Here is a 24,198-nt window from a genome sequence, read left to right as displayed (position 1 = left end):
GCTGGTCAAACTGTCAATGCTAATACTGCAGAATGGAGCTTTGAATGGTCTATAAATACCGGTCCATTAATGCTAGCCGATTATACTTTTTTTCTTAACATGATCGGTCCAAACGGAACTTTCGGTTATGATCAAATAAACGTAAGTTGTGCTGATCATGCTTTAGGTAATAGTTCTACAGGTAATGGCGGCGGCACCGCAACCGACTGTAACCTTGCCAATGCTAATTCAACTTATACAAACGGTTTATTATCGAATTCAGTTGCTCAAAACTCATGGAAACCTCATTGGTTCTTACCCAACTTTGATCCAAATATGAACGGCACATACACTTTTGCGTTATCTGCATTTGGCTCTGGTGGACAAGAATTAGCTAAAACAGAGATAAATGTACTTGTAGGTAATACAACTCAAGTACCAGAACCTACAAGTCTGGTTCTTTTAGCTTTGGGCTTATTAGGTTTAAGGGCTAGAAAAGCATAGTAGTGCTGGGCATCGAAAGATGCCCTACTTTAACTTATTTAATTGTCATTTTTACGCGTCTAGAAATATTACATAACAATTCATAAGGAATAGTGGTTGCGCAACTAGCAACTTCTTCAACTGCAAGTCCCTCTCCCCACAACGTGGCAATATCACCGATCGTATCTGTAGAGTTAACCCCTAAATCAACGGTGATCATATCCATAGAAACACGGCCAATCAAAGGAACTCGCCGTCCATTAACTAACACAGGCGTCCCATTTTTAGCATGTCTTGGGTAGCCATCGCCATAACCAATGGCAATAATACCAATTTTAGTTTTACCTTTGCTTTTCCAAGCACCGCCATAACCCACTGTCTCACCTGCTGCAAGTGTTCTAATTGCAATTAAGCTTGATTGTAAAGTCATGACAGGCGTAATATTAATATTCGACAGTAGGTCATTTATCGGTGAAACACCATACAATAATAACCCAGGCCGAACCCATTGAAAGTGCGTTTTTGGCCAGTTACAAATAGCGGCCGAATTTGCCAAACTCAATTCGTTAGCTTTACCCGCTGTAATACTTTCAAATAAAGACAGTTGGCGATCTGTAGCAGAACTACTTTTATCATCAGCGCCGCCTAAATGGCTCATTAATATAATAGGTTGTTGTACATTACTACTTTGTGAAAGCTGCTGGTAATACCGGGGAAATTCTTGTTTATCTATGCCTAATCGATGCATGCCTGTATCAATTTTTAGCCATACTTTTAATGGCTGTATTAATGAGGCGTTACAAATTTCATTAAGTTGTTGTTCATTATGAACAATAGTTTGCAAGTTATTATCGGCTAATACCGCTAAGTCTTGAGCTTCAAAAAAGCCTTCCAATAATACAATAGGTTTTGTTATTCCACTTGCTCTTAGTGCTAATGCTTCATCAATGCGGGCTACACCAAAAGCATCTGTTATTTGCGACAAAGCTTCTGCAATAAGCGCTAGCCCATGTCCGTATGCATTAGCCTTTAAAACTGCCAATACTTTACTTTTTGGCGCAAGTAGTTTTATCGCTGTAAAGTTATCAACTAAGGCACTAAGGTTTATCGTTGCGGTTGCTGTTCTGATGGTCATTTAAATAATTAATCTTCATCTAGAACGTGCGATCCAGCATAATTATCAAAGCGAGAATATTGCCCTTGGAATGTCAGCGCAACTCGTCCTATAGGGCCATTACGTTGCTTACCAATAATAATTTCTGCCATCCCTTTGTATTCGGAGTCATCGTGGTAAACTTCGTCACGATAAATAAACATGATTAAATCTGCATCTTGCTCAATTGAACCAGACTCACGTAAGTCAGAGTTTATCGGCCGTTTGTCAGAGCGTTGCTCTAAGCCACGGTTAAGCTGAGATAATGCAACAACCGGAACTTCTAATTCTTTCGCTAAGGCTTTTAAAGATCGTGATATTTCAGCGATTTCCAGCGTACGATTATCTGAAAACTGTGGCGCTCGCATTAATTGCAAATAATCGATCATAATCAAGCTAATACCGCCATGATCACGAGCAATTCGTCGTGCTCTAGAGCGAACTTCCGTTGGTGTTAAACCAGCAGCATCATCTATGTACATTTTGCCTTTTTCTATTAATAACCCCATGGTTGATGACAACCTTGCCCAATCTTCATCACCTAATTGACCTGTTCTAATTTTTGTTTGGTCAATACGGCCAAGTGATGCCAACATCCTCATCATAATTTGCTCAGAAGGCATTTCTAAACTAAAAATTAAAGCAGGTTTATCTTCAGTCATCGCGGCATGTTCAGCCAAGTTCATTGCAAAGGTGGTTTTACCCATTGATGGACGCGCTGCAACAATAATCAGATCTGAAGGTTGCAAGCCAGCAGTCATTTTATCAAGATCTGTAAAACCAGTCGAAACACCGGTAACACCATCATGAGGCTGTTGATACAGTTTTTCTATCCGGTCTACGGTTTTTTCTAAGACCGAATGAATATTTTCAGGACCTTCAGATTTATTTGCTCTTTGCTCTGCAATTTGAAAAACCTTTGTTTCGGCAAAATCAAGTAAATCTGCACTTGTTCTCCCTTGGGTATCGTAACCGGCTTCAGCTATTTCATTTGCAACACTGATCATTTCACGGGTTACTGCACGCTCTCTTACAATTTCTGCATAAGCTGTAATATTTGCTGCACTTGGTGTGTTTTTCATCATCTCAGCGAGATAAACAAACCCGCCTGCATCATCAAGCTTTTGATCGTTATCCAACGCTTCAGAGAGCGTGATTAAGTCAACCGGACCACCTAGCTCAATTAACGCACCAATAGTTTCATAGACAATACGATGTGAGCGCGAGTAGAAGTCTTGCGCTACAACCTTTTCACTAACGCGATCCCATGTTTCATTATCTAATAATAGGCCACCAAGTACCGATTGCTCGGCCTCTAAAGAGTGAGGTGGAACTTTTAAGTCATCGAGTTGTTGATCACGTGAGAACTTTTTATTTTTTGAGAAATTCGCTGGCTTACGATCCGCCATTTATACACCTGCATAGCGTTAGAAATTGGGCTCAATTTACACCGAGTTTAAGGACGACTAATGTAGCAGAAATTTGCCTCAAGGAGAAAGAAATTACGTGATATTTACACAATTAACCAGCAACACACCTACCCATGGGTTGCTGGTGCAATTAAGCTAGTTTGCTAAAAGAATAATATCGCCACTCACAGTTGTAACTTTTACTGAGCCATTACCATCGCCAGTGGTAAAGCTCAATTTTTCATTAGGTCCAAACTTACTACGATGGGCCTTATCCTTAGTTATTTTATTTTTTATTGAGCCACCTGCATTCGTTTTTAAGGCAAAATTAGCTTGTGTGCGCTCAGCAAATTTAAGCGTAAACTCACCACTTACACTTGAAAGCTTAACGGTAGCTTGTGGATTAAGTAAAAGTGAAACATCACTGTCTCCACTTACACTACTAACAGATAGTTCATCAATAGAGGCTAAGTTTAGTTTAATATCCCCGCTAACGGTTTCAGCAGAAACTTCTTTTGCATTTGTTGTTGTTTTTATACTGCCGCTAACAGACTTTATTAACAAACGCCCCGAGGACTTTTCATCATCAAGGTCACCACTAACGGTTGACAACTGTACTTTGCCAGAGAGTAACTCGCTCTCAATATCTCCGCTGATCGTATTAATATCAATGTTTTTTTGTAAGTGTTTTGCTGAAACTTCACCACTAACCGTTTTAATGTCAACTCCTTGGATAAAATCAGATATTTCAATATCTGAAGAAACGCCATTAAACCCAACCCTTACCTGACGAGGAATCGTTATAGTTAAAATAGAGCCTCTCTTGTCATTATTGCCCCAATTCCGTTTACTATTAGGCATTTGTACCTTTATTGTAATTGTTGCTCCTGACTGCTCAAAAATAAATGCTTGTGCATCGTCATCAAGCTCACCCTCAACCGAAACAAAGTTATCGTTACTACCAATCACATTGACCTGCCCTCGCTGATTCTCAATAATTACTTTGCTAGCATCATTTAATGGCAGAGTTTCACTCACTTTTTCTCCTGCATATGCCATGCTAGACACTAAAACTACTGACAATAAAATTAATTGAATTAAACTACGCATAAATACCTCTGTTTATTATATGGTTTGCCATTGTGGACTATAAACTTGTTGCATTAACGCTAACTCTTGCCGATGCGTCCATTTTAACAAATTCAATAAATCATTATTGGTTGGATCTTGCTCCAGTGCTCTATTAATTGCGGCTCTAGCACTTGATAACTCATTAAATTGCTTCTGCATTGCTATAGGCAACACTTTATTTTGCGCTTGATCGTAACTAGTTAAAATTAACATTTTATTCTGCTCAAAGTTACTCTCCATTATAGAAGCCAAAGTGAGTGGGCTACTAATATGCTCTTTAGGCGGAGAAACAACACCCCAAGTGAGCAACACTACAACTAAAAACGACGCAGCCCAAGCCAAGGGGATTATCTTATGATTGGATGTGTTTAACGTTGCTTTTTGTTCATACCGAGTTATCGCTCTTTCCACTCCAGTCCACAAATCTCGTTGTGGCAATACTTCTAAAGGTAATTGTGCAACTTGTTGATCTAACGCTTGTTCAGAAATATTAACTTTGCTCATAACTCCACCCACTGTCTGAGTAAACTTCTTGCTCTATGATATTGAGACTTACTCGATCCTACGGCCATTCCCAACATACCTGCAATTTCTTCATGCCGATAACCTTCAATTGCAAACAATACAAATACAAGCCTTGCTCGCTCGGGTAAGCGCATTATTTTCTTGTCTAATTCAGGTAGCTCTGCCATTTCAACAGTCGTATCTTCAATACCTTTATCTTCGATACTAAACACTTTTTGTAGCCAGTTCTTTTGTTTTCGTAAGTGCCCTAATACAATATTGGTCGCAACACTGTGTAACCAGGTAGAGAACTTACTTTCGCCTTTAAAGAGATAAATTTTTTGCCAAAGCTGTACAAATATTTCTTGGCAAACATCTTCAGCACTGTCTTTATCTGCCAACATACGCCAGCAAAGCGCATACATACGCTTGTAATAGCGTAAATATAGTTGATGAAATGCTTGTTGGTCACCTTGTTGCACAGCAGAAATCAATTTATCTTCATCGTTTTGGCTAAATTGCGTTTCTGCATGTATTACTTTTTTGCTTTCCAAAAAGTAGCGCCTAAAAGTTAGTGAATATATGGTTAGATGTTGTATCGTGAAAAAGGGTTTAAATGGAAGGGAAATTAAATAATTAAACAGCAACAAAAAAGCGCCATAAAGGCGCTTTTTGTCTTGGCAAAGTAATACCTAATAAATTAGGCTTATTATTACTTCTTGCTAAGTGCACCAAAACGTTTGTTGAACTTATCAACACGACCACCAGTTTCAGCAGCTTTTTGCTTACCAGTGTAGAATGGGTGACATTCTGAACATACGTCTAAGTGAATATCTTTACCGCGAGTAGAACCTGTTGTAATAACATTTCCACAAGAACAAGTTGCCTTGAACTCTGCGTAGTTAGGATGAATACCGTCTTTCATGGGAAACCTCTGTATAGGCTGTATCGCCACTTGGTCTTGCCAAGCACCATACAAATTTAAATTAATGGGGGCGCATAATAAATCATCAATTTGCAGATCGCAAGCAACTATCTTCTATAATCATACTTTTTTCACCAATTAACGATTTATCAGCGCTAAACAAAAATAAATGTGATGATACCTTGGTTTTCTCGCCAGTTACCGTCAAAATAAACCAACATTAATAAACTATACGGAAAAGTCAGTGCAGGAACATTTTATTCAAGTGGCCATTCCTGTTCCAATGCGCCAGCTTTTTACCTACAAACTACCTAAAAACATAGCCTTAGCTGATATTAATATCGGACAACGAGTAATTGTGCCTTTTTCTCATAGAACCGTTGTTGCAATTGTTATTAGCACTAACCAGCAATTACCTGGCGAGATTAATGCTAATAAAATAAAACCTATTATCTCGGTTAATCATGATAAAACACAGCTACCAAGCTCATTATTATCCTTACTAAGCCTTTGTGCCAACTATTACCAACACCCTATTGGCGAAGTCGTGCAAAAAGCGCTACCTGCACTACTAAGAAAAATAGAGACACCAAACACATTACCTAATATGCAATGGCTAACCACTAACGATGCTAATGAAGATGAATTAGCTAAAATCGCCAAAAAAGCGCCCAAACAACATCAATTATATCAATTACTACTAAAACAAAGTGGTCTTTCATGGAGCGAACTTAGAACCCTAGGTTACAGTAAGGCGCAATTAACTGCTCTTGAACAAAAACACCTTATCAAGCAAGAAGAAGTAGTAAACCCTATTTATAATTGGCATGAAGGCTTAAACCAAGCAGACAAACTTTCATTATCAACAGAGCAAGCAATTATTGTTTCTGCCATTACTAACACTATGGACAGCTTTGCTTGTCATTTAATAGATGGAGTAACAGGCAGCGGCAAAACTGAAGTGTATTTACAGGCAATGGAGCACACTATTGCTAACAATCAACAGGTGTTAGTATTGGTGCCCGAAATAGGGTTAACGCCTCAAACGTTATCTCGGTTTGAATTGCGCTTTAATGTCCCTATTTTTCTTCATCATTCAGGGCTTAACGATACCGAACGATTGATTACATGGCAACAAGCTCATCAAGGCGGTGCCGCCATTGTCATTGGTACCCGCTCTGCAGTCTTCTCTCCATTACAACGACTTGGTCTAATAATAATTGATGAAGAGCATGACAGCTCTTTTAAACAACAAGACAGCTTTCGCTACCATGCAAGAGATATTGCTATTTTAAGAGCTCGCCAGCAAAACATTCCCATTGTATTAGGCACAGCAACCCCAAGCTTTGAAACGCTACACAATGCGTTAGAGAAAAAGTATCAACACCATAAATTAACTCAGCGCGCAGGCAATAGCATTAAATCGAAAATTCATTTAATTGATATTGCAAATCAACCATTAACATTTGGCTTAGCTAAGCCTGTTATTGAAAAAATAAATCAAACCTTATCTCGTAAAGAGCAAGTGCTAGTATTTCTAAATAGACGTGGATTTGCCCCTGCCATTAACTGCCAAGAATGCCACTGGCTAGCTCAATGTTTACGTTGCAATAAGCCGTATACGTTTCATAAAGGGCAAGGTCTATTAATTTGTCACCATTGTGCAGGGCAAAAACGTTTACCAGCCCAATGCCCAGACTGTGGCAGTGTAAGAGTTTCCCCTATAGGACAAGGCACTGAACAAATTGAACAACACTTACAACAAAAGTTTGAACAATACTCGGTAATAAGAATTGACAGAGACAGCACTCGCCGTAAAGGTGAATTAGCAAAGATCCTCAAGCAAGTGATGAATAAAGAACATCAAATTCTTGTTGGAACACAAATGCTCGCTAAAGGGCATCATTTTCCAGACGTTACTTTAGTTGTCATGCTTGATATTGACGGTGCGCTTTTCAGTTACGATTTTCGCGCAGCCGAACATATGGCACAGTTGCTCATACAAGTTGCTGGCAGAGCAGGACGAGCCAGCAAACCAGGAAAAGTATTAGTACAAACACAATACCCACAGCATCCATTGCTACAAGATTTAGTACATAATGGTTATCGTCATTTTGCGAAACAAGCAATGCTTGAGCGCCAATATGCTGGACTTCCTCCTTTTGGCTACCAAGCACTGATTCGAGCTGAAGCTAACTTTCCCTCGTACCCTGAAAAATTCCTTCGCTCAATTGCTTCGTTACACTTTGCACATTGCGAAGTCGCAGGCCCAATGCCTGCAGCTATGGAAAAACGCGCGGGAAAATATCGCTTTCATTTATTAATTCAAGCGAAAAAACGGTCATATTTACACAAGGCATTAACGCTTTTACTTGAGTGCGCAGATAATAATGAGTGGTCAAGCAAAGTAAGATGGTCAATGGACATCGATCCCTTAGAGTTAAGCTGGTAAAACTTTATCAACTAAAAGACATAGCATTTTTAACCTAACCCGTTACAATACTAGCAGCAATATTTTCTCCTTTTTATGTAGTGATTTATATTAATGGCACACCAAGATTACGTTTCTCGTAAAACAAATAAAAAAAATAACCCTTATAAAAGCAATAAGCAGGCGCCACAACAAAATGGATCGGCAAAACTTAAAGTAATTGCGGTTATTACAGTGTGTGCAATTATTGCATTTATCTATGGCTTATGGAAAATCGATAGCGCAACTGAAACAACACTGCCAGTAAAAGAAAAAGAAGTCCCCGTTATTACCCCTAAAACAACACTTCCTGCGCCACCCAAAGAAAAATGGGATTACCCCGAAAAATTAAAAACCAAAGAAGTAGAAGAGGGTCAATACGAAGTTGAAACTAAAGGCCCGTACAAGCTTCAATGTGGTTCATTTAGAACACAAAAACAGGCTGAAGTGCTAAAAGCGAATATCGCATTTGTTGGCTTAGAGTCATATATTAGACAAGCTAAAGGCTCAAACTCAACTTGGTATCAAGTATACCTTGGGCCATACCCAAGAAAGCGCGGTGCTGAAAAAGACAAACATAGATTACGCAGCAATAACATTAATTACTGCCAAGTATTGCTATGGAAATAACACAAACATAGCGATATATATCCATTTTGCGAAAACTCATACTTGAGAAAAGCAAGCCACAGGGATTTTTATGTACTAGCAATCAGAATAAACAAGTGACCACTTTTTTATTTGGGTTGTTATTACATGGGTATCGTCAATGTTATTTACTCTACCTCCCCTTGAAAAAACAATATCCCCCCTTATCTATTAACAATAGAGTTTCCTCGGCCTTAGGCCGATAATTAATAGAGGTTTATTGTGACTACGATAGTTTCCGTAAGACGTAATGGCAAAGTTGTCATAGGTGGCGATGGCCAAGTTTCACTTGGTAATACCGTAATGAAAGGTAATGCCCGTAAAGTTCGCCGTTTATATAATGATAAAGTACTTGCTGGCTTTGCCGGAGGAACGGCTGATGCCTTTACGTTATTTGAACGCTTTGAAAGTAAATTAGAAATGCATCAAGGTCATTTAACCAAAGCTGCTGTTGAATTAGCAAAAGATTGGCGCAGCGATCGTGCATTACGAAAGCTTGAAGCGTTACTAGCGGTAGCTGATGAAACTGCATCACTTATCATTACCGGTAACGGCGATGTGGTTCAACCTGAGCATGATCTTATCGCTATTGGCAGTGGCGGTAACTTCGCCCAATCAGCCGCATTAGCCCTGTTAGAAAATACCGAATTATCTGCAAAAGAAATTGTTGAAAAGTCATTAAAAATTGCTGGCGACATCTGTGTATTCACCAACCAACATCACACCATTGATGAGCTTTAGTCGCAACGCACCATAGTAAGGAAAATATAATGTCGAATATGACACCTCGTGAAATAGTTCATGAATTAGATAGCCACATTGTTGGACAAAGCGATGCTAAACGAGCGGTTGCTATTGCACTCAGAAATCGCTGGCGCCGAATGCAGTTAAATGAAGAGCTGCGCACTGAAGTTACACCTAAAAATATATTAATGATTGGCCCTACTGGTGTTGGTAAAACTGAAATTGCTCGCCGCTTAGCAAAGCTTGCCAATGCTCCCTTTATTAAAGTAGAAGCAACTAAGTTCACCGAAGTCGGTTATGTTGGTAAAGAAGTTGAAACTATTATTCGTGACTTAGCTGATATGGCAATAAAAATGACCAAAGAGCTAGAAATGACTCGGGTTAAGCACCTTGCAGAGGAAGCTGCAGAAGAACGTATATTAGATATTTTATTACCTCCTGCCCGCGATTCATTTGGTAATGATGAAAAGTCAGACAACAGCACTACACGTCAAGTATTTCGTAAGAAGTTACGAGAAGGACAGTTAGACGACAAAGAAATAGAGATCGACCTTGCTGCTCCACAAATGGGTGTTGAAATTATGGCTCCACCAGGCATGGAAGACATGACCTCGCAACTACAAAATATGTTTCAAAGCTTATCAAGTGAAAAAACAACTAAACGTAAATTAAAAATTAAAGATGCATTTAAAGCACTTCAAGAAGAAGAAGCATCTAAGATTGTTAACCCTGAAGAGATTAAAATTAAAGCACTTGAAGCGGTTGAACAAAATGGCATTGTTTTTATCGACGAAATTGACAAAATTTGTAAACGCGGTGATAGCTCTGGACCAGATGTGTCAAGAGAAGGTGTTCAGCGTGATTTACTCCCCTTAGTTGAAGGCTCAACTGTTAGCACTAAACATGGCATGGTAAAAACAGATCATATCTTGTTTATCGCTTCTGGCGCATTTCAAATGTCAAAACCATCTGACCTAATACCTGAGTTGCAAGGGCGTTTACCCATACGCGTTGAGTTAAAAGCATTAACGGCAGATGATTTTGTCCGCATTCTTACCGAGCCTAACGCTTCTCTTACTGAGCAATATATTGCGTTGCTAGCGACTGAAAACTTTCATATTAAATTCAGTGACGATGGCATAAAGGCAATTGCTAATGCCGCATGGCAAGTTAATGAAACTACTGAAAACATTGGTGCCAGACGTTTACATACTATGTTAGAAAAGCTTACGGAAGAAATTTCATTTACCGCTAACGATCGTGCTGGTGAAGAAATTATTATCGATCAAGCGTTTGTTAATAATATTCTCAGCGATGTAATACAAAATGAAGATTTAAGTCGCTTCATTCTATAAAGTTATTAGGGCGTGTTTATCTTTGCAGTACATTTTTGCAGCGATTTATTTGGTGTTTATACAAGGCTGAACTTATGTAATGGGGTTGTTCCCCATAAATAAGTAAAAACGCGGTAGATCTTTAGTACTGAGGTTAAGCTCACTTAATTGATAGTAGAAAAAGAAGCAAAAGGTGGTGTTATTATCAATAACACCACCTTTTTACATTATACTTTGAACTGATTAACTTCTTTATTTAGCACTTCTGCTTGTTGTGATAGCTCTTCACTCATATGAGAGTTCTGTTTAGCTGCACTGCCCGCCTCTTCCGCAACGTCACGTATCATAACGACATGTTGATTCACTTCAGACGCCACAATGCTTTGTTCTTGAATAGCCGCAGCAATTGTTGTATTCATGTCCATAATAGTTGAAACGTCTTGGGTAATTTCTTCAAGCATTGCGCCAGCAGTTGCAGCTTGGTCAGCGCTTTCTTGACCTTGAGTACGGCAGGTTGCCATGTGTGAAACAATTTCTTTTGTGCGTGCTTGTAATGAACCTATAATTGTTTCAATTTCTTTCGTAGAGTCTTGCGTTCGACTTGCTAATGTTCTTACTTCATCAGCCACTACAGCAAAACCACGTCCTTGCTCGCCCGCTCTTGCTGCCTCTATTGCTGCATTTAATGCTAATAGGTTTGTTTGCTCTGCAATACTACGAATAACATCTAATACCGAGCCTATAGTAACCGAATCTTTTTCCAATTCTTTTACCACATTTTCTGAATCTAATAGTTTCATCGATAGTTCATCAATTTTACTAATAGTTGAATCAACCCCGCCTTTTCCTTTCAGCGCATTTTGGTTGGTAAGATCAGCTTTGTCTGCGGCAGACTGTGTGTTTTGTGCAATTTCGTCAACGGTAGCGACCATTTCTGTCACCGCTGTTGCAACTAAGTCTGTTTGTTGAATTTGAGAATCAACACCTTCGTTAGCTTTATGAATATTTTCAGAAAGGTTTCGAGTCGCAACATTTACCGTTTCAACAGAATGATTTACCTCAATAATTAAATTTCTAAAGCTTGTGATCATTTTATTAAAAACATCAGCCATATTGCCTAATTCATCTTTCGATGACGTCTCTAGTACAATAGATAAATCTTTTGTTTCAGCAACTTCATTCATTTTATCTTGTAACTGTGTAATACCTGATAAAATATTACGGCTCATATAAACAGCGAAAGTTATCGCAATAACTAACACAACAGCAAACAATAAGTATGCCGCGGTATTAACTGAATTGACATGCGCTTCAACACGAGCTCTACTCGCCACTAAAACCTGTTCAAGTAACTGATCAACTTGATGAACAGTTGCGCGCATTTCTCCGCGTAAACCTTGGTCTGATGTAAAGCCCATAATACGTTGTGATTCAACCAACTTAGCAAATGTTTTATCGTAAGTACCAATATAATCAATAATTTGAGATCTGACTGAACTGTCTAACTCACTTGCTTTAATATCTGCAATTAATACTAAAGAGTCCCTTTGCCACTTCTGCCAATATTTATCATCAACGCGTAACAAGAAGTCCTTTTCACTGCGTCTAAGTTGTAACATACCACTGAGTAATTTGTCGTCTGATCCTTTCAGTATTTCTTCTACTGCATGTACTGCTCGTCTTAATTCACCGTAAACCCCATCATTATGGTCAAGCCCAATAACTTGCTGCTCCTCCACAATTTTATTAAATATATTACTGTATTCTTCAATCACCGTATTAAGAGATTTTATGTCATTTGCTTGGCTGGGTTGGTCGATGAACACCTGTTCTAATGCACTAATATCTTGCTTTAATTCACTGTGTTTTTTAACAAAGCTGTCTCGGTATTTAAGTAACTTACGCGCTAAGAAGTCTTTTTCATCTCGCCGTAATTGCAATACTTCCGTCTCTATATTTCCAATTAAACGCGCCGTAGCGATATCACTTTCTAATGAGTTAACCGAATAGGTAAGCAGTCCCAGCATAAAAATCAACGCTACAATTAATATCCCTGTATTGGCGGTAAGTTTGTGTTTTATTAACATCTATCATTATTACCTTTAGTTATTGTAATTTTTTTATCAAATTTCAGTATAGTCATAAATAAAAAGTTTTGTGCAAAGTATAACTCACTGATATATCGTTTTTTTGGTTGAAAAAATACGCACCTCTATAATCGAGCGGCGTTACAAGTTAAGCCTAAACCTCATCGTTAACCATAATAAATCGCCAACACTATTTTATTATGTAATATTTTTATTATTTATTTTCATATAGTTGGTCTTATTGGTTGTTTAATTCACTAAGTAGTCGCGCTATACTAAGCCAAAAGCGAATACCTAACCGTTATAGGAAACTCACATGGAATATAATACTTCTGAATTATGTAATATTTACGCTGATTTAATTGATGTGGTAGAGCCTATTTTTTGCAACTTTGGTGGCAGGAGTTCTTTTGGCGGCCAAGTGGTTACAATTAAATGCTTTGAAAGCAATGGATTAATAATACAACTTGCTGAAACTGATGGTACAGGCAAGGTTATGGTAATTGATGGCGGTGGTTCAACCCGCAGAGCATTAATTGATAGCGATATTGCACAAGCAGCAGCTAAAAACGGCTGGGAAGGTATTGTTTGTTATGGCAGTGTTCGCGATGTCGATATGTTAGAAGAAATAGAAATTGGTATTCAAGGGCTTGTATCAATACCTGTAGGTGCAACCGATGAAAACATAGGTGACAATGATTTAGCGGTTAACTTCGGTGGCGTTACTTTTCTCCCTGATGATCATATCTATGTAGATAATACCGGTATTATTTTGTCGCCAGAGCCTTTAGATATTGACTAAAAACGAGTATCAAAGAGCAGTTTTACTGCTCTTTTCTTTAAGGTACGTGATCTACCAGCCATTGTGCTGTCCATTTTTTTGCATCTTCCAACCTAATACCTTCGGTAATTAAATTTCCCTGCCCAATATCGCCTCCAATATCGAGATAGGTATTTTTTATTTCACTGTTATTAATACCAGAGCCGTACAATGGCACTTTCATTTTTCGAACCAAGTTAATTAATGCACTAATAATTATTTTTTCAGATTGTTCAGAGTCTTTTAAACCCACTAATTGGCTACAATTAACTTTTACCTGATCTATCGCTAATCGTCTTAAATAACGCAAAGCTTCATAGCTTCCTGAAAAGTTATTAATTAATACCTTAACACCAATAGATTTCAACTGATCGATAATAAGTTTAGCTTTGTCTGGCGCTTCAAAGAGTAAGGTTTCATCTAGCTCAATAACTAAATAGCGTAAAGAGGTATGGTATTGGCTCGAAACCTGCTCTATAAATTCAATTAAGTCATGCTCTAACACATCTTTACTAAACAAATTTACACTCACTTGAATATAAAAATGCTCTCGGTGCAATAAAGAAATAAGCTTACAAGCTTGCTCTATCATTTGCCGTGCTAGACGATAGGCTTCGCCACTATACTCAGCAACCTCTATAAATTCGTTAACATCTAGCATATTTCCATTGGTAGAACGCCAGTCAGACATTAGTTCAAAACCTATTAATTGGCTTTTATTTAACGCTATTTGCGGCTGTAGAACCCAAGAGATGTTGTTATCAATAATGTCTTGTTTAAGCTTTTCCATCATTAATAACTTTTGTTCAGTATACTTTTCAGCTTCCTGATTAAAGTAACGAATAAGCTGAAGGTTTTGCTCTCCATCCAATAGTGCGTCGCCAGCAAAGGCAATAGTTTGCTCAAGATCGTTTTGATGGTGATTAACAAAAGCAACGCCAAATCTCAAGTCAAAATTAAGTGAGAAGCTTTTAAAACTCATTGCGTTAGGTACTGCTGCTTTTAACTGCTGACACAATTGCTCTATTAATATTTTAACAGGGTGTTGACTAGCATTACTATCGAGTGCCATTACAAAGTCTAAGCCTTGTAAGCGAGCAATGCGAATTGGATGTGTTGCGTTGTTAAAGTTAACCAACAATGGATTATCTACTACTGCTTTTTGTAAAGTGTAGGCTAATTGAAGTAACAAAATGTCTGAGTTGTGGTGCCCTAATACCTTGTTCACTTGTGAGAAATTTATCGGTTTAAAGACTATTATTGCCAGCGCACTTGGGTCATGACCATTATAGTAACGCAAACAATGTAAGCTTTGGTGATAGTTCGGTAAATTGGTGACTGGATCAAAAACAGCAATACTTTCATTCGCTTGTTGTGGTATTTCTTGTGATAGTTCGAGTTCATTATTACCGTTAAATAAGCGATGTTTAACTACTGCTGAACAGTAATTTACCACAAACATTAAATATATCGCTATTGCACTAAAGACTATCCAGTTTTCTGAAATGCTAACCAATTCCCACAAATAGAGTGCAATACCATACAGAAGCACCAAGACTAAAGTAATAGTCTCTTTTAACAGGCCAATCTGTAACTTTTTGCTAAGAATAAGCAACCCAATAAAAGCAACAACTAGATTAAGCAGTATAAAGCCCAACCACAGTTGCTCAATGCTAATGACTTGTATGAACAGAACGCTTAGCAAAAACGCAATAAACAACCCGCTAAACAACAAGGTAAATAACGCCTTAAGTTTATTTTCCAGTTTTTCTCCGATAGTGCTGAACAGCATTGCACTAATAAAGGCGCTTGCACTGATAAATAAAAATGAAACGTACTCTTTTTCGATGAACTGCAACAGGTAAAGTTGGGCGATTAACGTAAGTGAAATAACAAAGGGGTAGCGCAGTCTAATATCTGCAACAGAATTAAGTAACACTAAAATTATCAACACAGGGATTACCATCCCTACAATAAAGGCGAGATTATATTGTGCAAACCCACCAACTGTAGCTGCATTGGCCGGCCATGATGAGCTTAGTATTAACAGCGTAAAAATCAGTTTTGGAGTAAAACGATATAAAAATGAGAATGTGCTAGTTTTTTTCATAAACTGCCTAAACGGCCCTGCTTTGATTATACCTCAGGTTAATCAAGTATAAGACTTTTGTACAGCAACAATTGTTTGCAACATTCTCAGTTAAATACAGTATGACTTTGGCTATATTACCTGCTCGCCCGCACAATAGAGTTGCGCTAATGGGTTTACACCGTATTGATAGCATAGCTCAGCTGGCTGGCTAATGTTCCATACGGCAATATCCGCATCAAAACCTACCGCAAGTTGTCCCTTTTGTTTAGCTAAACCAAGTGCTTTGGCGCCATTTCGAGTAACACCTGCTAATGCTTCTGCCGGTGTTAACCTAAATAATGTACAAGCCATATTTAGCATTAGTTGAATAGAGTGTATAGGTGATGTGCCTGGGTTAGCATCAGTAGCAACGGCCATAGCAACATTATGTTTACGTAGTAAGTCTATTGGCGGCAATTGTGTTTCACGTAAAAAGTAAAATGCGCCAGGTAAAAGTACAGCTGTCATTCCTGACTTAGCCATTGCGACCACACCCGCTTCATCTAAAAATTCGATATGATCAGATGATAATGCTTGATAACTAGCTGCCAGTTCAGTTCCACCTAAATTTGACAATTGTTCTGCATGCACTTTTATTGATAAATTATGTTGCTGTGCTGCTTTAAACACCTGCTCTGTTTCAACGATATTAAAGCCGATCCCCTCACAAAAAACATCTACCGCATCAGCAAGTTTTTCCGCTGTAATTTTTGGGATCATTTCATTGCAAACTACATCAATGTAACCACTACTATTTCCTTTGTACTCATTTGGTAAAGCATGAGCACCTAAAAATGTTCGCTTAATAGTCACAGGTAAACTAGTTGCTAGCTGACCTGCAACAGTTAACATTTTAATTTCATTTACAGTGTCTAAACCGTAACCCGACTTTATTTCGATTGTAGTAACGCCCTGTTGGTGCAAACTTCGTAAACGAGGTAATGCACTGTCGAATAACTCTTGCTCGCTAGCCGCTCTTGTTGCTGTTACCGTTGACACTATACCGCCACCAGCACTCGCAATTTCTTGATAACTTTTACCCTGTAGGCGCATTTCAAATTCGCTGGCACGGTTACCGCCATACACTAGGTGAGTATGACAGTCGATTAAGCCAGGTGTAAGCCACCTGCCTTGCCCATCAATTACGTTAACCGAGTTTTTATCATAGTCTGGCAACTGCTCCATTTTACCAAGCCAGGCAATTTTCCCGTTTGATATTGCTAGTGCTGCATGCGCTATTGCGCCATATTCATTCGAGCCTTCTGCCATTGAAGCTAAGTTAACGTTAATAAAAAGCGACTGCCATTGTTCTGAATTATTCATATTGTCTCCAGCTTTAGGCTGTATAATTAGCCATTAATAAAGAAACCATAACAAAAAGATCAATAGTTGTATATACAACTATTGATCTTTTAAAGCAATCATGAGATTGTATATACAACCTTTATATATTAGGTAGAAAAATGAGTTCAACTAAAGCAGTTAAGGCTAGCAAGTTTGCCATTATAAAACAGCATATTTGTGAAAAAATAGAATCGGGTGATTGGTCACAGCATAGCAAGGTACCGTCGGAAAACGAGTTGGCTGAGCTATTTTCAGTTAGCCGCATGACAGCCAGACGTGCTTTACAAGAGCTAACCGAACAAGGTTTGTTAGTACGTACTCAAGGCGCAGGCACTTTTGTAGCAACATTCAAATCTCAGTCTTCGCTTTTAGAGATTAGAAACATTGCCGACGAAATAGCAGACCGAGGCCACAAGCACCATGCTAATCAGTTGGTATTAAAAAGCGTTAACGTTTCAGATGAAATTGCCATTTTACTCAATATTAAACCTAACCAAGCTATCTTTTATTCCGAGATATTGCATTTTGAAAACAACGAAGCTATTCAGTTAGAGCAGCGTTACGTAAACAGTAAGTTAGTGCCTAATTACCTTATGCAGAACTTTACTGAAATTACGCCCCATGAGTATTTATCTCATGAAGCTCCTTTGACTGAAGCAACCCATGAAATTGAAGCCGTATTGGCAAATGAAAGTATCAGTAAATTGCTCGCTATCAACACGCAACAGCCTTGTTTACAAGTTAAACGCCGTACTTGGTCAAAGCAAGGAGTTGTTAGTGTTGCCATTTTAACATCACCAGGTAATAAGTATCGCCTAGGTAGCCACTTAGTATTTTGAACACTAAATTAGGAACAGCCATGACTATCGACAAACGTATTGATGAAAGTAGAAAAATTCGCGCCGCACGTGGTAGTAAAATCACTGCCAAAAGTTGGTTAACAGAAGCCGCTAAACGCATGTTAATGAATAACCTTGATGAAGAAGTGGCAGAGCACCCGCAATCCCTTGTTGTTTATGGTGGTATTGGCCGCGCAGCAAGAGACTGGGAATGCTACGACAAAATAGTAGAAACGCTTGACCGTCTAGAAGATGACGAAACCCTATTAGTACAATCAGGTAAGCCTGTTGGCGTATTTCGTACCCATAGCGATGCGCCGCGCGTGTTAATTGCCAACTCAAATCTTGTACCTAATTGGGCAAACTGGGAGCACTTTAATGAGTTAGATAAGCAAGGGCTAATGATGTACGGTCAAATGACTGCAGGCTCTTGGATTTATATTGGTTCGCAAGGAATCGTTCAAGGTACTTATGAAACATTTGTTGCTATGGCAAAACAACACTTTGGAGGAAGTGCCAAAGGTAAGTGGGTACTAACTGGTGGTTTAGGTGGTATGGGCGGTGCTCAGCCACTTGCAGCAACAATGGCAGGATTTTCAGCTTTAGTGGTTGAATGTGACGAAACCCGTATCGATTTTCGTATCAAAACACGTTACGTAGATAAAAAAGCAAAAACATTAGACGAAGCATTAGCCATTATCAACACAGCCAATGCAAAAGGTGAAGCTATTTCAGTTGGCCTTTTAGGCAATGCTGCAGACATATTTCCAGAATTAGTTAAACGTGGCATCACCCCTGATGTAGTAACCGACCAAACCTCAGCTCATGATCCACTTAATGGCTATTTACCACAGGGTTGGACCATGGACCATGCCGCACAAATGCGCTTGAAAGATGAAGCTGCTGTTGTAAAAGCTGCAAAACAGTCAATGGCAGTACAAGTACAAGCAATGCTAGACCTACAAAGTGCAGGAGCTGCAACCACAGACTACGGTAATAATATTCGTCAAATGGCGTTAGAAGAAGGTGTTACCAATGCATTCGACTTTCCAGGCTTTGTACCCGCCTATGTTCGTCCATTATTTTGTGAAGGAATTGGACCATTTCGCTGGGTTGCTTTATCGGGTGATCCTGAAGACATTTATAAAACCGATGCTAAAGTTAAAGAGTTAATACCTGACAACCCTCACCTTCACAACTGGTTAGATATGGCACGTGAGCGCATAGCCTTTCAAGGTTTGCCGGCTCGAATCTGTTGGGTGGGTTTAAAGGATCGCGCTCGTTTGGCTGTTGCCTTTAACGATATGGTAAAAAGTGGTGAACTTTCAGCGCCAGTGGTTATTGGTCGCGACCATTTAGACTCAGGCTCTGTTGCCTCTCCCAACCGTGAAACTGAAAGTATGAAAGACGGTTCAGATGCTGTTTCAGACTGGCCTTTACTTAATGCCTTATTATCAACCTCTGGTGGTGCAACGTGGGTAAGCTTACACCATGGTGGTGGTGTAGGTATGGGCTTTAGCCAACACTCTGGTGTTGTGATTGTTGCAGACGGCACAGAGGCAGCTGAAAAAAGATTAGCCCGAGTACTATGGAACGACCCAGGTACTGGCGTAATGCGCCACGCTGACGCAGGGTATGACATTGCAATTAACTGCGCAAAAGAACAAGGTCTAGACTTACCAATGATAGACGGTGCCAACGGTAAAAGAGGAATAAAATAATGAATGATATAAACAAGTTAAATATAGTACCGGGGCAATTAACCTTGGCACAATTACGTGCTGTTTCTAAGTTTGATGGCATTGAATATAGCTTAGATGAAAGTGCCTTTGACGGTATAAATAAAAGTGCAGAAGCCGTACAAAATGTCATTAAAAAGAACCAAGTAGTTTATGGCATTAATACAGGTTTTGGTTTATTAGCTAGCACTCGCATTAAAGAAGAAGAGTTAGAGTTATTACAACGATCTATTGTGCTTTCGCACTCAGCAGGCTATGGCGAATACATGGAAGACGCTACCGTACGCTTAATGATGGTATTAAAAATCAATTCATTATCTCGCGGTTATTCTGGCATTCGTTTAGAAGTTATTCAGGCGTTAATAGCGCTACTAAACGCAGAGGTTTACCCTTGCGTTCCTAAAAAAGGCTCTGTGGGTGCCTCTGGTGATTTAGCGCCTTTATCGCACATGGTATTGCCTTTATTAGGTGAAGGTGAAGTCTCTTACAATGATGACATTATTCCAGCGGTTGATGGATTAAAAATTGCCGGGCTTGAACCTATTACTCTTGCTGCCAAAGAAGGCTTAGCATTATTAAACGGTACACAAGCGTCAACAGCATTTTCATTAGAAGGGTTATTTTACGCTGAAGATTTATTTGCTGCAGGTGTAGTCATTGGGTCAATGTCTGTTGAAGCGGCATTAGGCAGTCGTGCACCATTTGATGATCGTGTACATCAAGTTCGCGGTCAAAAAGGTCAAATAGATGCGGCAACAGCTTATCGCGCTATTTTAGATGATAACTCAGAAATTGGTTCATCGCACATTGACTGTGAAAAAGTGCAAGATCCATACTCATTGCGTTGTCAGCCACAAGTAATGGGTGCATGTTTAACCCAAATTCGTCAAGCTGCCGAAGTATTACACGTAGAAGCCAATGGTGTTACAGACAACCCACTTGTATTTGCAAACGAAGGTGACTTCATTTCTGCAGGTAATTTCCATGCTGAACCTGTTGCCATGGCGGCAGACAACTTAGCGTTAGCCATTGCAGAAATTGGTTCATTGTCTGAGCGTCGTATGGCATTACTCATTGATGCTAACTTAAGTAAACTTCCACCATTTTTAGTTGAAAATGGCGGCGTAAACTCTGGTTTTATGATCGCACAAGTAACATCAGCAGCTTTAGCGTCTGAAAATAAAACCTTAGCGCATCCCGCTTCAGTTGACAGCTTACCAACATCAGCCAACCAAGAAGACCATGTGTCGATGGCGTGCTTTGCTGGTCGTCGTTTAACTGATATGGCCGAAAACACAACAGGTGTTTTAGCGGTAGAATACTTAGCTGCCGCACAAGGGCTAGACTTTAGAGCACCATTAAAAGGCGCACTAAAAGTAGAGCAAGCAAAAGCAATACTACGTGAATATGTGTCTTTCTATGATAAAGACAGATACTTTGCACCTGATATCGCAGAAGCAGCAGGTATTATTGGCGAAGGTGATTTAAATGAGTTAATACCTACCGGTCTACTACCTAGTTTTTCATAGTTCTTCTTTACAGCAAGAAACAATACTAAGAGTCAAAAGTAAGTGCCAGCAAATAAATTGCTGGCACTTTTTTATTTTGCAGTATAAATTGAAACGCCCTATTGACATAATATGTCATGACTGCTAACGTTATCCCCACAAAGTTAACTGCTATTAATAAGCTAGTGTACTGAGTGAAAGTACTGAGTGAAAATACTTAGCTAAGCTATTTAGACCAGTTTCATTAATTAAGTGATCTACTTTATACGCAGTGAAAATAGTCAAATACAGGCGTTTATTTACATAACTAATTGTTCAGGACAATAATGCTCCTGCATTGTCCACATAAGCTACATCCATGTAGTGATAATTATAAAATAAATAACGCAGTAGTTGATTGGTTTAGCCGGTAGAAATGATCACATAGTTATTGATATTGGTATAAACTAAGCCTCTTAGCTAAATTATTCGGCTAACGTCCTCAGTAGTGTAATAATAAAAAAGAGCATAATTATGTTAACCAATTGCTCACAGAGGGTATAAATAATGGAATACATCTTATTTTTTCAAACATGGTTAGTGCTAGCCGTTATTTTTGCTTTTTTAGAAATATTTATTCCTGGCGGTATTTTACTTAACCTTGCTATCGCCTCAGTATTAGTATCACTTGGTGTTCACCAGCAATGGCTAGACACATGGGTGTTAACGCTTACCACTTGGTTTATCTGCGCATCAATTCTCCTATTTGCACTTTACTTTGTTACCGATAAATTTTTTCAGGGTGAGCAATCGATAAATAACGTTGATGATGAACTCGATATGTATGGAAAAGAGGTTGAAGTTATTGAGAGTATAGGCCCAGGAATAACCGCTGGGCGTGTGATATTTCAAGGAACCACTTGGAGTGCACTAGGTGACGGCTCTGAAATAGCCAAAGGCTCTAAAGTAACGATTATTTGTAAAGAAAATATCTCATTAGTAGTAGAGCCAAGTAATATTAAGCTTTAACACTAATCAATAACAATAACAAACGCCATTTCGGCACAGCATAACGCAAGGAGTTTTTATGCTAGCAACTATCACTTTTATTTTTCTTGGGCTATTAGTCATAGTACTCAAGCTTGTTCTTATTGTTCCCATGCGTGAAGTATGCGTAATTGAACGACTAGGAAAATTTCGCGCGGTAATGCAACCTGGTTTGCATTTTTTGATCCCTTTCTTTGATCGCGTCGCTTACCGACATGAAACCCGCGAGCAAGTACTGGATATTCCGTCACAAAGTTGTATTTCTAAAGATAACATTCAAATAGATGTTGACGGTTTAGTTTACATTCAAGTAATGGACGGTGCAAAAGCCAGTTACGGTATTGAAGACTACCGACGTGCGGGCATTAATTTAGCACAAACCACCATGCGCTCAGAAATAGGCAAGCTAGGCTTAAGCCAGACCTTTTCCGAACGAGACACACTAAACGAGACTATAGTACGTGAAATTGACAAAGCGTCAGATCCATGGGGTATTAAAGTATTGCGTTACGAAGTAAGAAATATAACCCCGTCAGCAAATGTTGTGCATACCTTAGAAAAACAAATGGAAGCAGAACGACAAAAGCGTGCCGAAATCACCTTAGCTGAAGCACAAAAAGAATCAACAATAAACTTATCTGAAGGTGAACGACAAGAGGCGATAAACTTATCTGAAGGCGATAAGCAAAGACAAATTAATGTCGCTCATGGTCGTGCTAAAGAAATCGAAATAATCACCAAAGCAACAGCCGAAGGCATGGATATTATCGCGCAGGCGGCTTCTGTACCAGGTGGTAACAAAGCTATTAAAATGCGGTTAATGGAGCAATTCATTAAAGAAACAGGCAAAATATTAAATACCGCCGACATCTCTGTTTTACCGACAGAAGTGGCTAAATTAGAAGGTTTTTTTAACGGTATGGAACAAGTAACACAACAAGTTCAGGAAGCAAAATAATGAATCCACTTAGCGCAGAACCATTAGAAATATTTGTATTAATTATTTGGGCTTCAATCTTTTTGTTTTTGGCCTTTAAGTTTATTCAAGCAATTTGTTTAGTGCCAACACAATCAGCATACGTAGTAGAGCGATTAGGGAAATACAAATGCACCCTAGAAGCAGGGTTTCATGTTTTACTCCCTTTTATCGACCGTGTTGCATTTATACAAGACCTGAAAGAAGAAACAATTGATGTACCACCACAAGAATGTTTCTCGATGGATGAAGTAAACGTTGAAGTAGATGGCGTAATTTATATACAAATAACTGACCCGTTAAAAGCAAGCTATGGTATTACCGATTACCGCTTTGCCGCAATGCAACTTGCCCAAACTACTACCCGTTCGGTTATTGGTACCTTAGAACTTGACCGCACCTTTGAAGAACGAGACATAATCAGTGCTAAAGTTGTAGAAGTGTTAGACAAAGCAGGTGAGGCATGGGGTGTACGCGTGCATCGCTACGAGATTAAAAATATCACCCCTCCTTTAACTGTTAAGAACGCCATGGAATTGCAAGTAACTGCTGAACGTGAACGCCGCGCAATTTTAGCCAAAAGTTTAGGTGACAAAGCAAGTCGTATTAATCGTTCTGAAGGTCAAATGACAGAAATGATCAATATTTCTGAAGGTGAGAAGCAACGACAAATTAACTCTGCAGAAGGTAAGGCAGAAGAAATTATCGCTATTGCTAAAGCAACAGGCGAATCTATTCGAAGAATTGCTCAGTCGATTGAACAGCCAGGTGGCGAAGAAGCATTAAACATGCAACTTAGCGAGCAATATTTAGACAAGTTAAAAGGTTTAAGTCGCAAAGACAGAAAAATTATTTTACCAAATAATTTACTCGACTTTAATCAATGGATTAACACCCTTGGCTTAGATAAAAAATAACCAATTAAGCACTCTCGGTTGAGTTATGCCG

At 39.0% G+C, this 24,198-nt stretch carries 21 protein-coding genes; 12 read left to right on the top strand and 9 right to left on the bottom strand.

The features are described from left to right. Window positions 1-69 precede the first annotated feature (69 nt). A complete protein-coding gene (locus tag QUD79_RS01970) occupies window positions 70-483 on the top strand; it encodes a PEP-CTERM sorting domain-containing protein (protein ID WP_184425964.1) in 414 nt (137 codons plus the stop codon). 34 nt (window positions 484-517) lie between these two features. On the opposite strand, the gene alr is transcribed toward QUD79_RS01970, so the two are convergent. The 6 genes from alr to rpmE all read right to left on the bottom strand — a co-directional run bounded on the left by alr (window position 518) and on the right by rpmE (window position 5,584). Further along, window positions 518-1,591: an alanine racemase gene (gene alr / locus QUD79_RS01965; protein ID WP_286290740.1), complete on the bottom strand. Its 1,074-nt coding sequence runs from the start codon at window positions 1,589-1,591 to the stop codon at window positions 518-520. Between the two features lie 14 nt (window positions 1,592-1,605). Continuing rightward, window positions 1,606-3,024 (bottom strand): replicative DNA helicase, encoded by a 1,419-nt coding sequence (gene dnaB / locus QUD79_RS01960; protein ID WP_184425968.1) that lies wholly within the window; start codon window positions 3,022-3,024, stop codon window positions 1,606-1,608. A gap of 156 nt (window positions 3,025-3,180) precedes the next feature. Next, window positions 3,181-4,134, bottom strand: coding sequence for a DUF4097 family beta strand repeat-containing protein (locus QUD79_RS01955; RefSeq protein WP_184425970.1), 954 nt, complete (start codon window positions 4,132-4,134; stop codon window positions 3,181-3,183). A gap of 15 nt (window positions 4,135-4,149) precedes the next feature. After that, the gene (locus tag QUD79_RS01950; protein ID WP_184425972.1) at window positions 4,150-4,659 is read right to left on the bottom strand and encodes a hypothetical protein; all 510 of its coding nucleotides are present in this window, start codon (window positions 4,657-4,659) and stop codon (window positions 4,150-4,152) included. Next, entirely contained in the window at window positions 4,656-5,213 is a 558-nt protein-coding gene (locus QUD79_RS01945; protein WP_221435259.1) for an RNA polymerase sigma factor, read from the bottom strand. The genes QUD79_RS01950 and QUD79_RS01945 overlap by 4 nt, the downstream gene beginning before the upstream one ends. A gap of 158 nt (window positions 5,214-5,371) precedes the next feature. Continuing rightward, entirely contained in the window at window positions 5,372-5,584 is a 213-nt protein-coding gene (gene rpmE, locus QUD79_RS01940) for a 50S ribosomal protein L31 (protein ID WP_184426061.1), read from the bottom strand. A gap of 244 nt (window positions 5,585-5,828) precedes the next feature. On the opposite strand from rpmE, the gene priA reads away from it, so the two are divergent. The 4 genes from priA to hslU all read left to right on the top strand — a co-directional run bounded on the left by priA (window position 5,829) and on the right by hslU (window position 10,801). Then, window positions 5,829-8,036, top strand: coding sequence for a primosomal protein N' (gene priA / locus QUD79_RS01935; protein WP_184425974.1), 2,208 nt, complete (start codon window positions 5,829-5,831; stop codon window positions 8,034-8,036). Window positions 8,037-8,129: 93 nt separating this feature from the next. Beyond that, window positions 8,130-8,684, top strand: coding sequence for an SPOR domain-containing protein (locus QUD79_RS01930; protein ID WP_184425976.1), 555 nt, complete (start codon window positions 8,130-8,132; stop codon window positions 8,682-8,684). 240 nt (window positions 8,685-8,924) lie between these two features. Beyond that, window positions 8,925-9,443 carry an ATP-dependent protease subunit HslV gene (hslV, locus tag QUD79_RS01925; protein ID WP_184425978.1) on the top strand — a complete coding sequence of 173 codons (519 nt, stop codon included), beginning with the start codon at window positions 8,925-8,927 and terminating at the stop codon, window positions 9,441-9,443. Window positions 9,444-9,472: 29 nt separating this feature from the next. After that, complete coding sequence (hslU, locus tag QUD79_RS01920) at window positions 9,473-10,801, top strand: ATP-dependent protease ATPase subunit HslU (RefSeq protein WP_184425989.1); 1,329 nt, start codon at window positions 9,473-9,475, stop codon at window positions 10,799-10,801. Between the two features lie 206 nt (window positions 10,802-11,007). On the opposite strand, the gene QUD79_RS01915 is transcribed toward hslU, so the two are convergent. Further along, window positions 11,008-12,867, bottom strand: coding sequence for a methyl-accepting chemotaxis protein (locus QUD79_RS01915; RefSeq protein ID WP_184425991.1), 1,860 nt, complete (start codon window positions 12,865-12,867; stop codon window positions 11,008-11,010). Window positions 12,868-13,183: 316 nt separating this feature from the next. Between QUD79_RS01915 and rraA the strand changes: the two genes are divergently transcribed. After that, complete coding sequence (gene rraA / locus QUD79_RS01910; protein WP_184425993.1) at window positions 13,184-13,669, top strand: ribonuclease E activity regulator RraA; 486 nt, start codon at window positions 13,184-13,186, stop codon at window positions 13,667-13,669. A gap of 37 nt (window positions 13,670-13,706) precedes the next feature. On the opposite strand, the gene QUD79_RS01905 is transcribed toward rraA, so the two are convergent. Both QUD79_RS01905 and hutI read right to left on the bottom strand, forming a co-directional pair. Continuing rightward, the gene (locus QUD79_RS01905; RefSeq protein WP_184425995.1) at window positions 13,707-15,797 is read right to left on the bottom strand and encodes an EAL domain-containing protein; all 2,091 of its coding nucleotides are present in this window, start codon (window positions 15,795-15,797) and stop codon (window positions 13,707-13,709) included. Between the two features lie 111 nt (window positions 15,798-15,908). Beyond that, on the bottom strand, window positions 15,909-17,141 hold the full coding sequence (gene hutI / locus QUD79_RS01900; RefSeq protein WP_184425997.1) for an imidazolonepropionase: 1,233 nt from the start codon (window positions 17,139-17,141) through the stop codon (window positions 15,909-15,911). Between the two features lie 140 nt (window positions 17,142-17,281). On the opposite strand from hutI, the gene hutC reads away from it, so the two are divergent. From hutC to QUD79_RS01870, 6 genes are all read left to right on the top strand, one after another. Beyond that, on the top strand, window positions 17,282-18,001 hold the full coding sequence (hutC, locus tag QUD79_RS01895; protein WP_184425999.1) for a histidine utilization transcriptional repressor HutC: 720 nt from the start codon (window positions 17,282-17,284) through the stop codon (window positions 17,999-18,001). A gap of 20 nt (window positions 18,002-18,021) precedes the next feature. Continuing rightward, window positions 18,022-19,722: a urocanate hydratase gene (gene hutU, locus QUD79_RS01890; protein WP_184426001.1), complete on the top strand. Its 1,701-nt coding sequence runs from the start codon at window positions 18,022-18,024 to the stop codon at window positions 19,720-19,722. Further along, window positions 19,722-21,269 carry a histidine ammonia-lyase gene (hutH, locus tag QUD79_RS01885; protein ID WP_184426003.1) on the top strand — a complete coding sequence of 516 codons (1,548 nt, stop codon included), beginning with the start codon at window positions 19,722-19,724 and terminating at the stop codon, window positions 21,267-21,269. The genes hutU and hutH overlap by 1 nt, the downstream gene beginning before the upstream one ends. 525 nt (window positions 21,270-21,794) lie before the next feature. Further along, a complete protein-coding gene (locus QUD79_RS01880) occupies window positions 21,795-22,256 on the top strand; it encodes an NfeD family protein (protein WP_184426005.1) in 462 nt (153 codons plus the stop codon). 58 nt (window positions 22,257-22,314) lie between these two features. Next, window positions 22,315-23,232: an SPFH domain-containing protein gene (locus tag QUD79_RS01875; protein ID WP_184426007.1), complete on the top strand. Its 918-nt coding sequence runs from the start codon at window positions 22,315-22,317 to the stop codon at window positions 23,230-23,232. Next, the gene (locus tag QUD79_RS01870) at window positions 23,232-24,167 is read left to right on the top strand and encodes an SPFH domain-containing protein (RefSeq protein WP_184426009.1); all 936 of its coding nucleotides are present in this window, start codon (window positions 23,232-23,234) and stop codon (window positions 24,165-24,167) included. Before QUD79_RS01875 ends, QUD79_RS01870 begins: the two co-directional genes overlap by 1 nt. Window positions 24,168-24,198 lie beyond the last annotated feature (31 nt).

Source organism: Thalassotalea piscium, from assembly GCF_030295935.1.
GTDB classification, from domain to species: domain Bacteria; phylum Pseudomonadota; class Gammaproteobacteria; order Enterobacterales; family Alteromonadaceae; genus Thalassotalea_B; species Thalassotalea_B piscium.
Note: the sequence above shows the minus strand (reverse complement) of the source record. Positions and strands in the feature narration are given on the sequence as shown.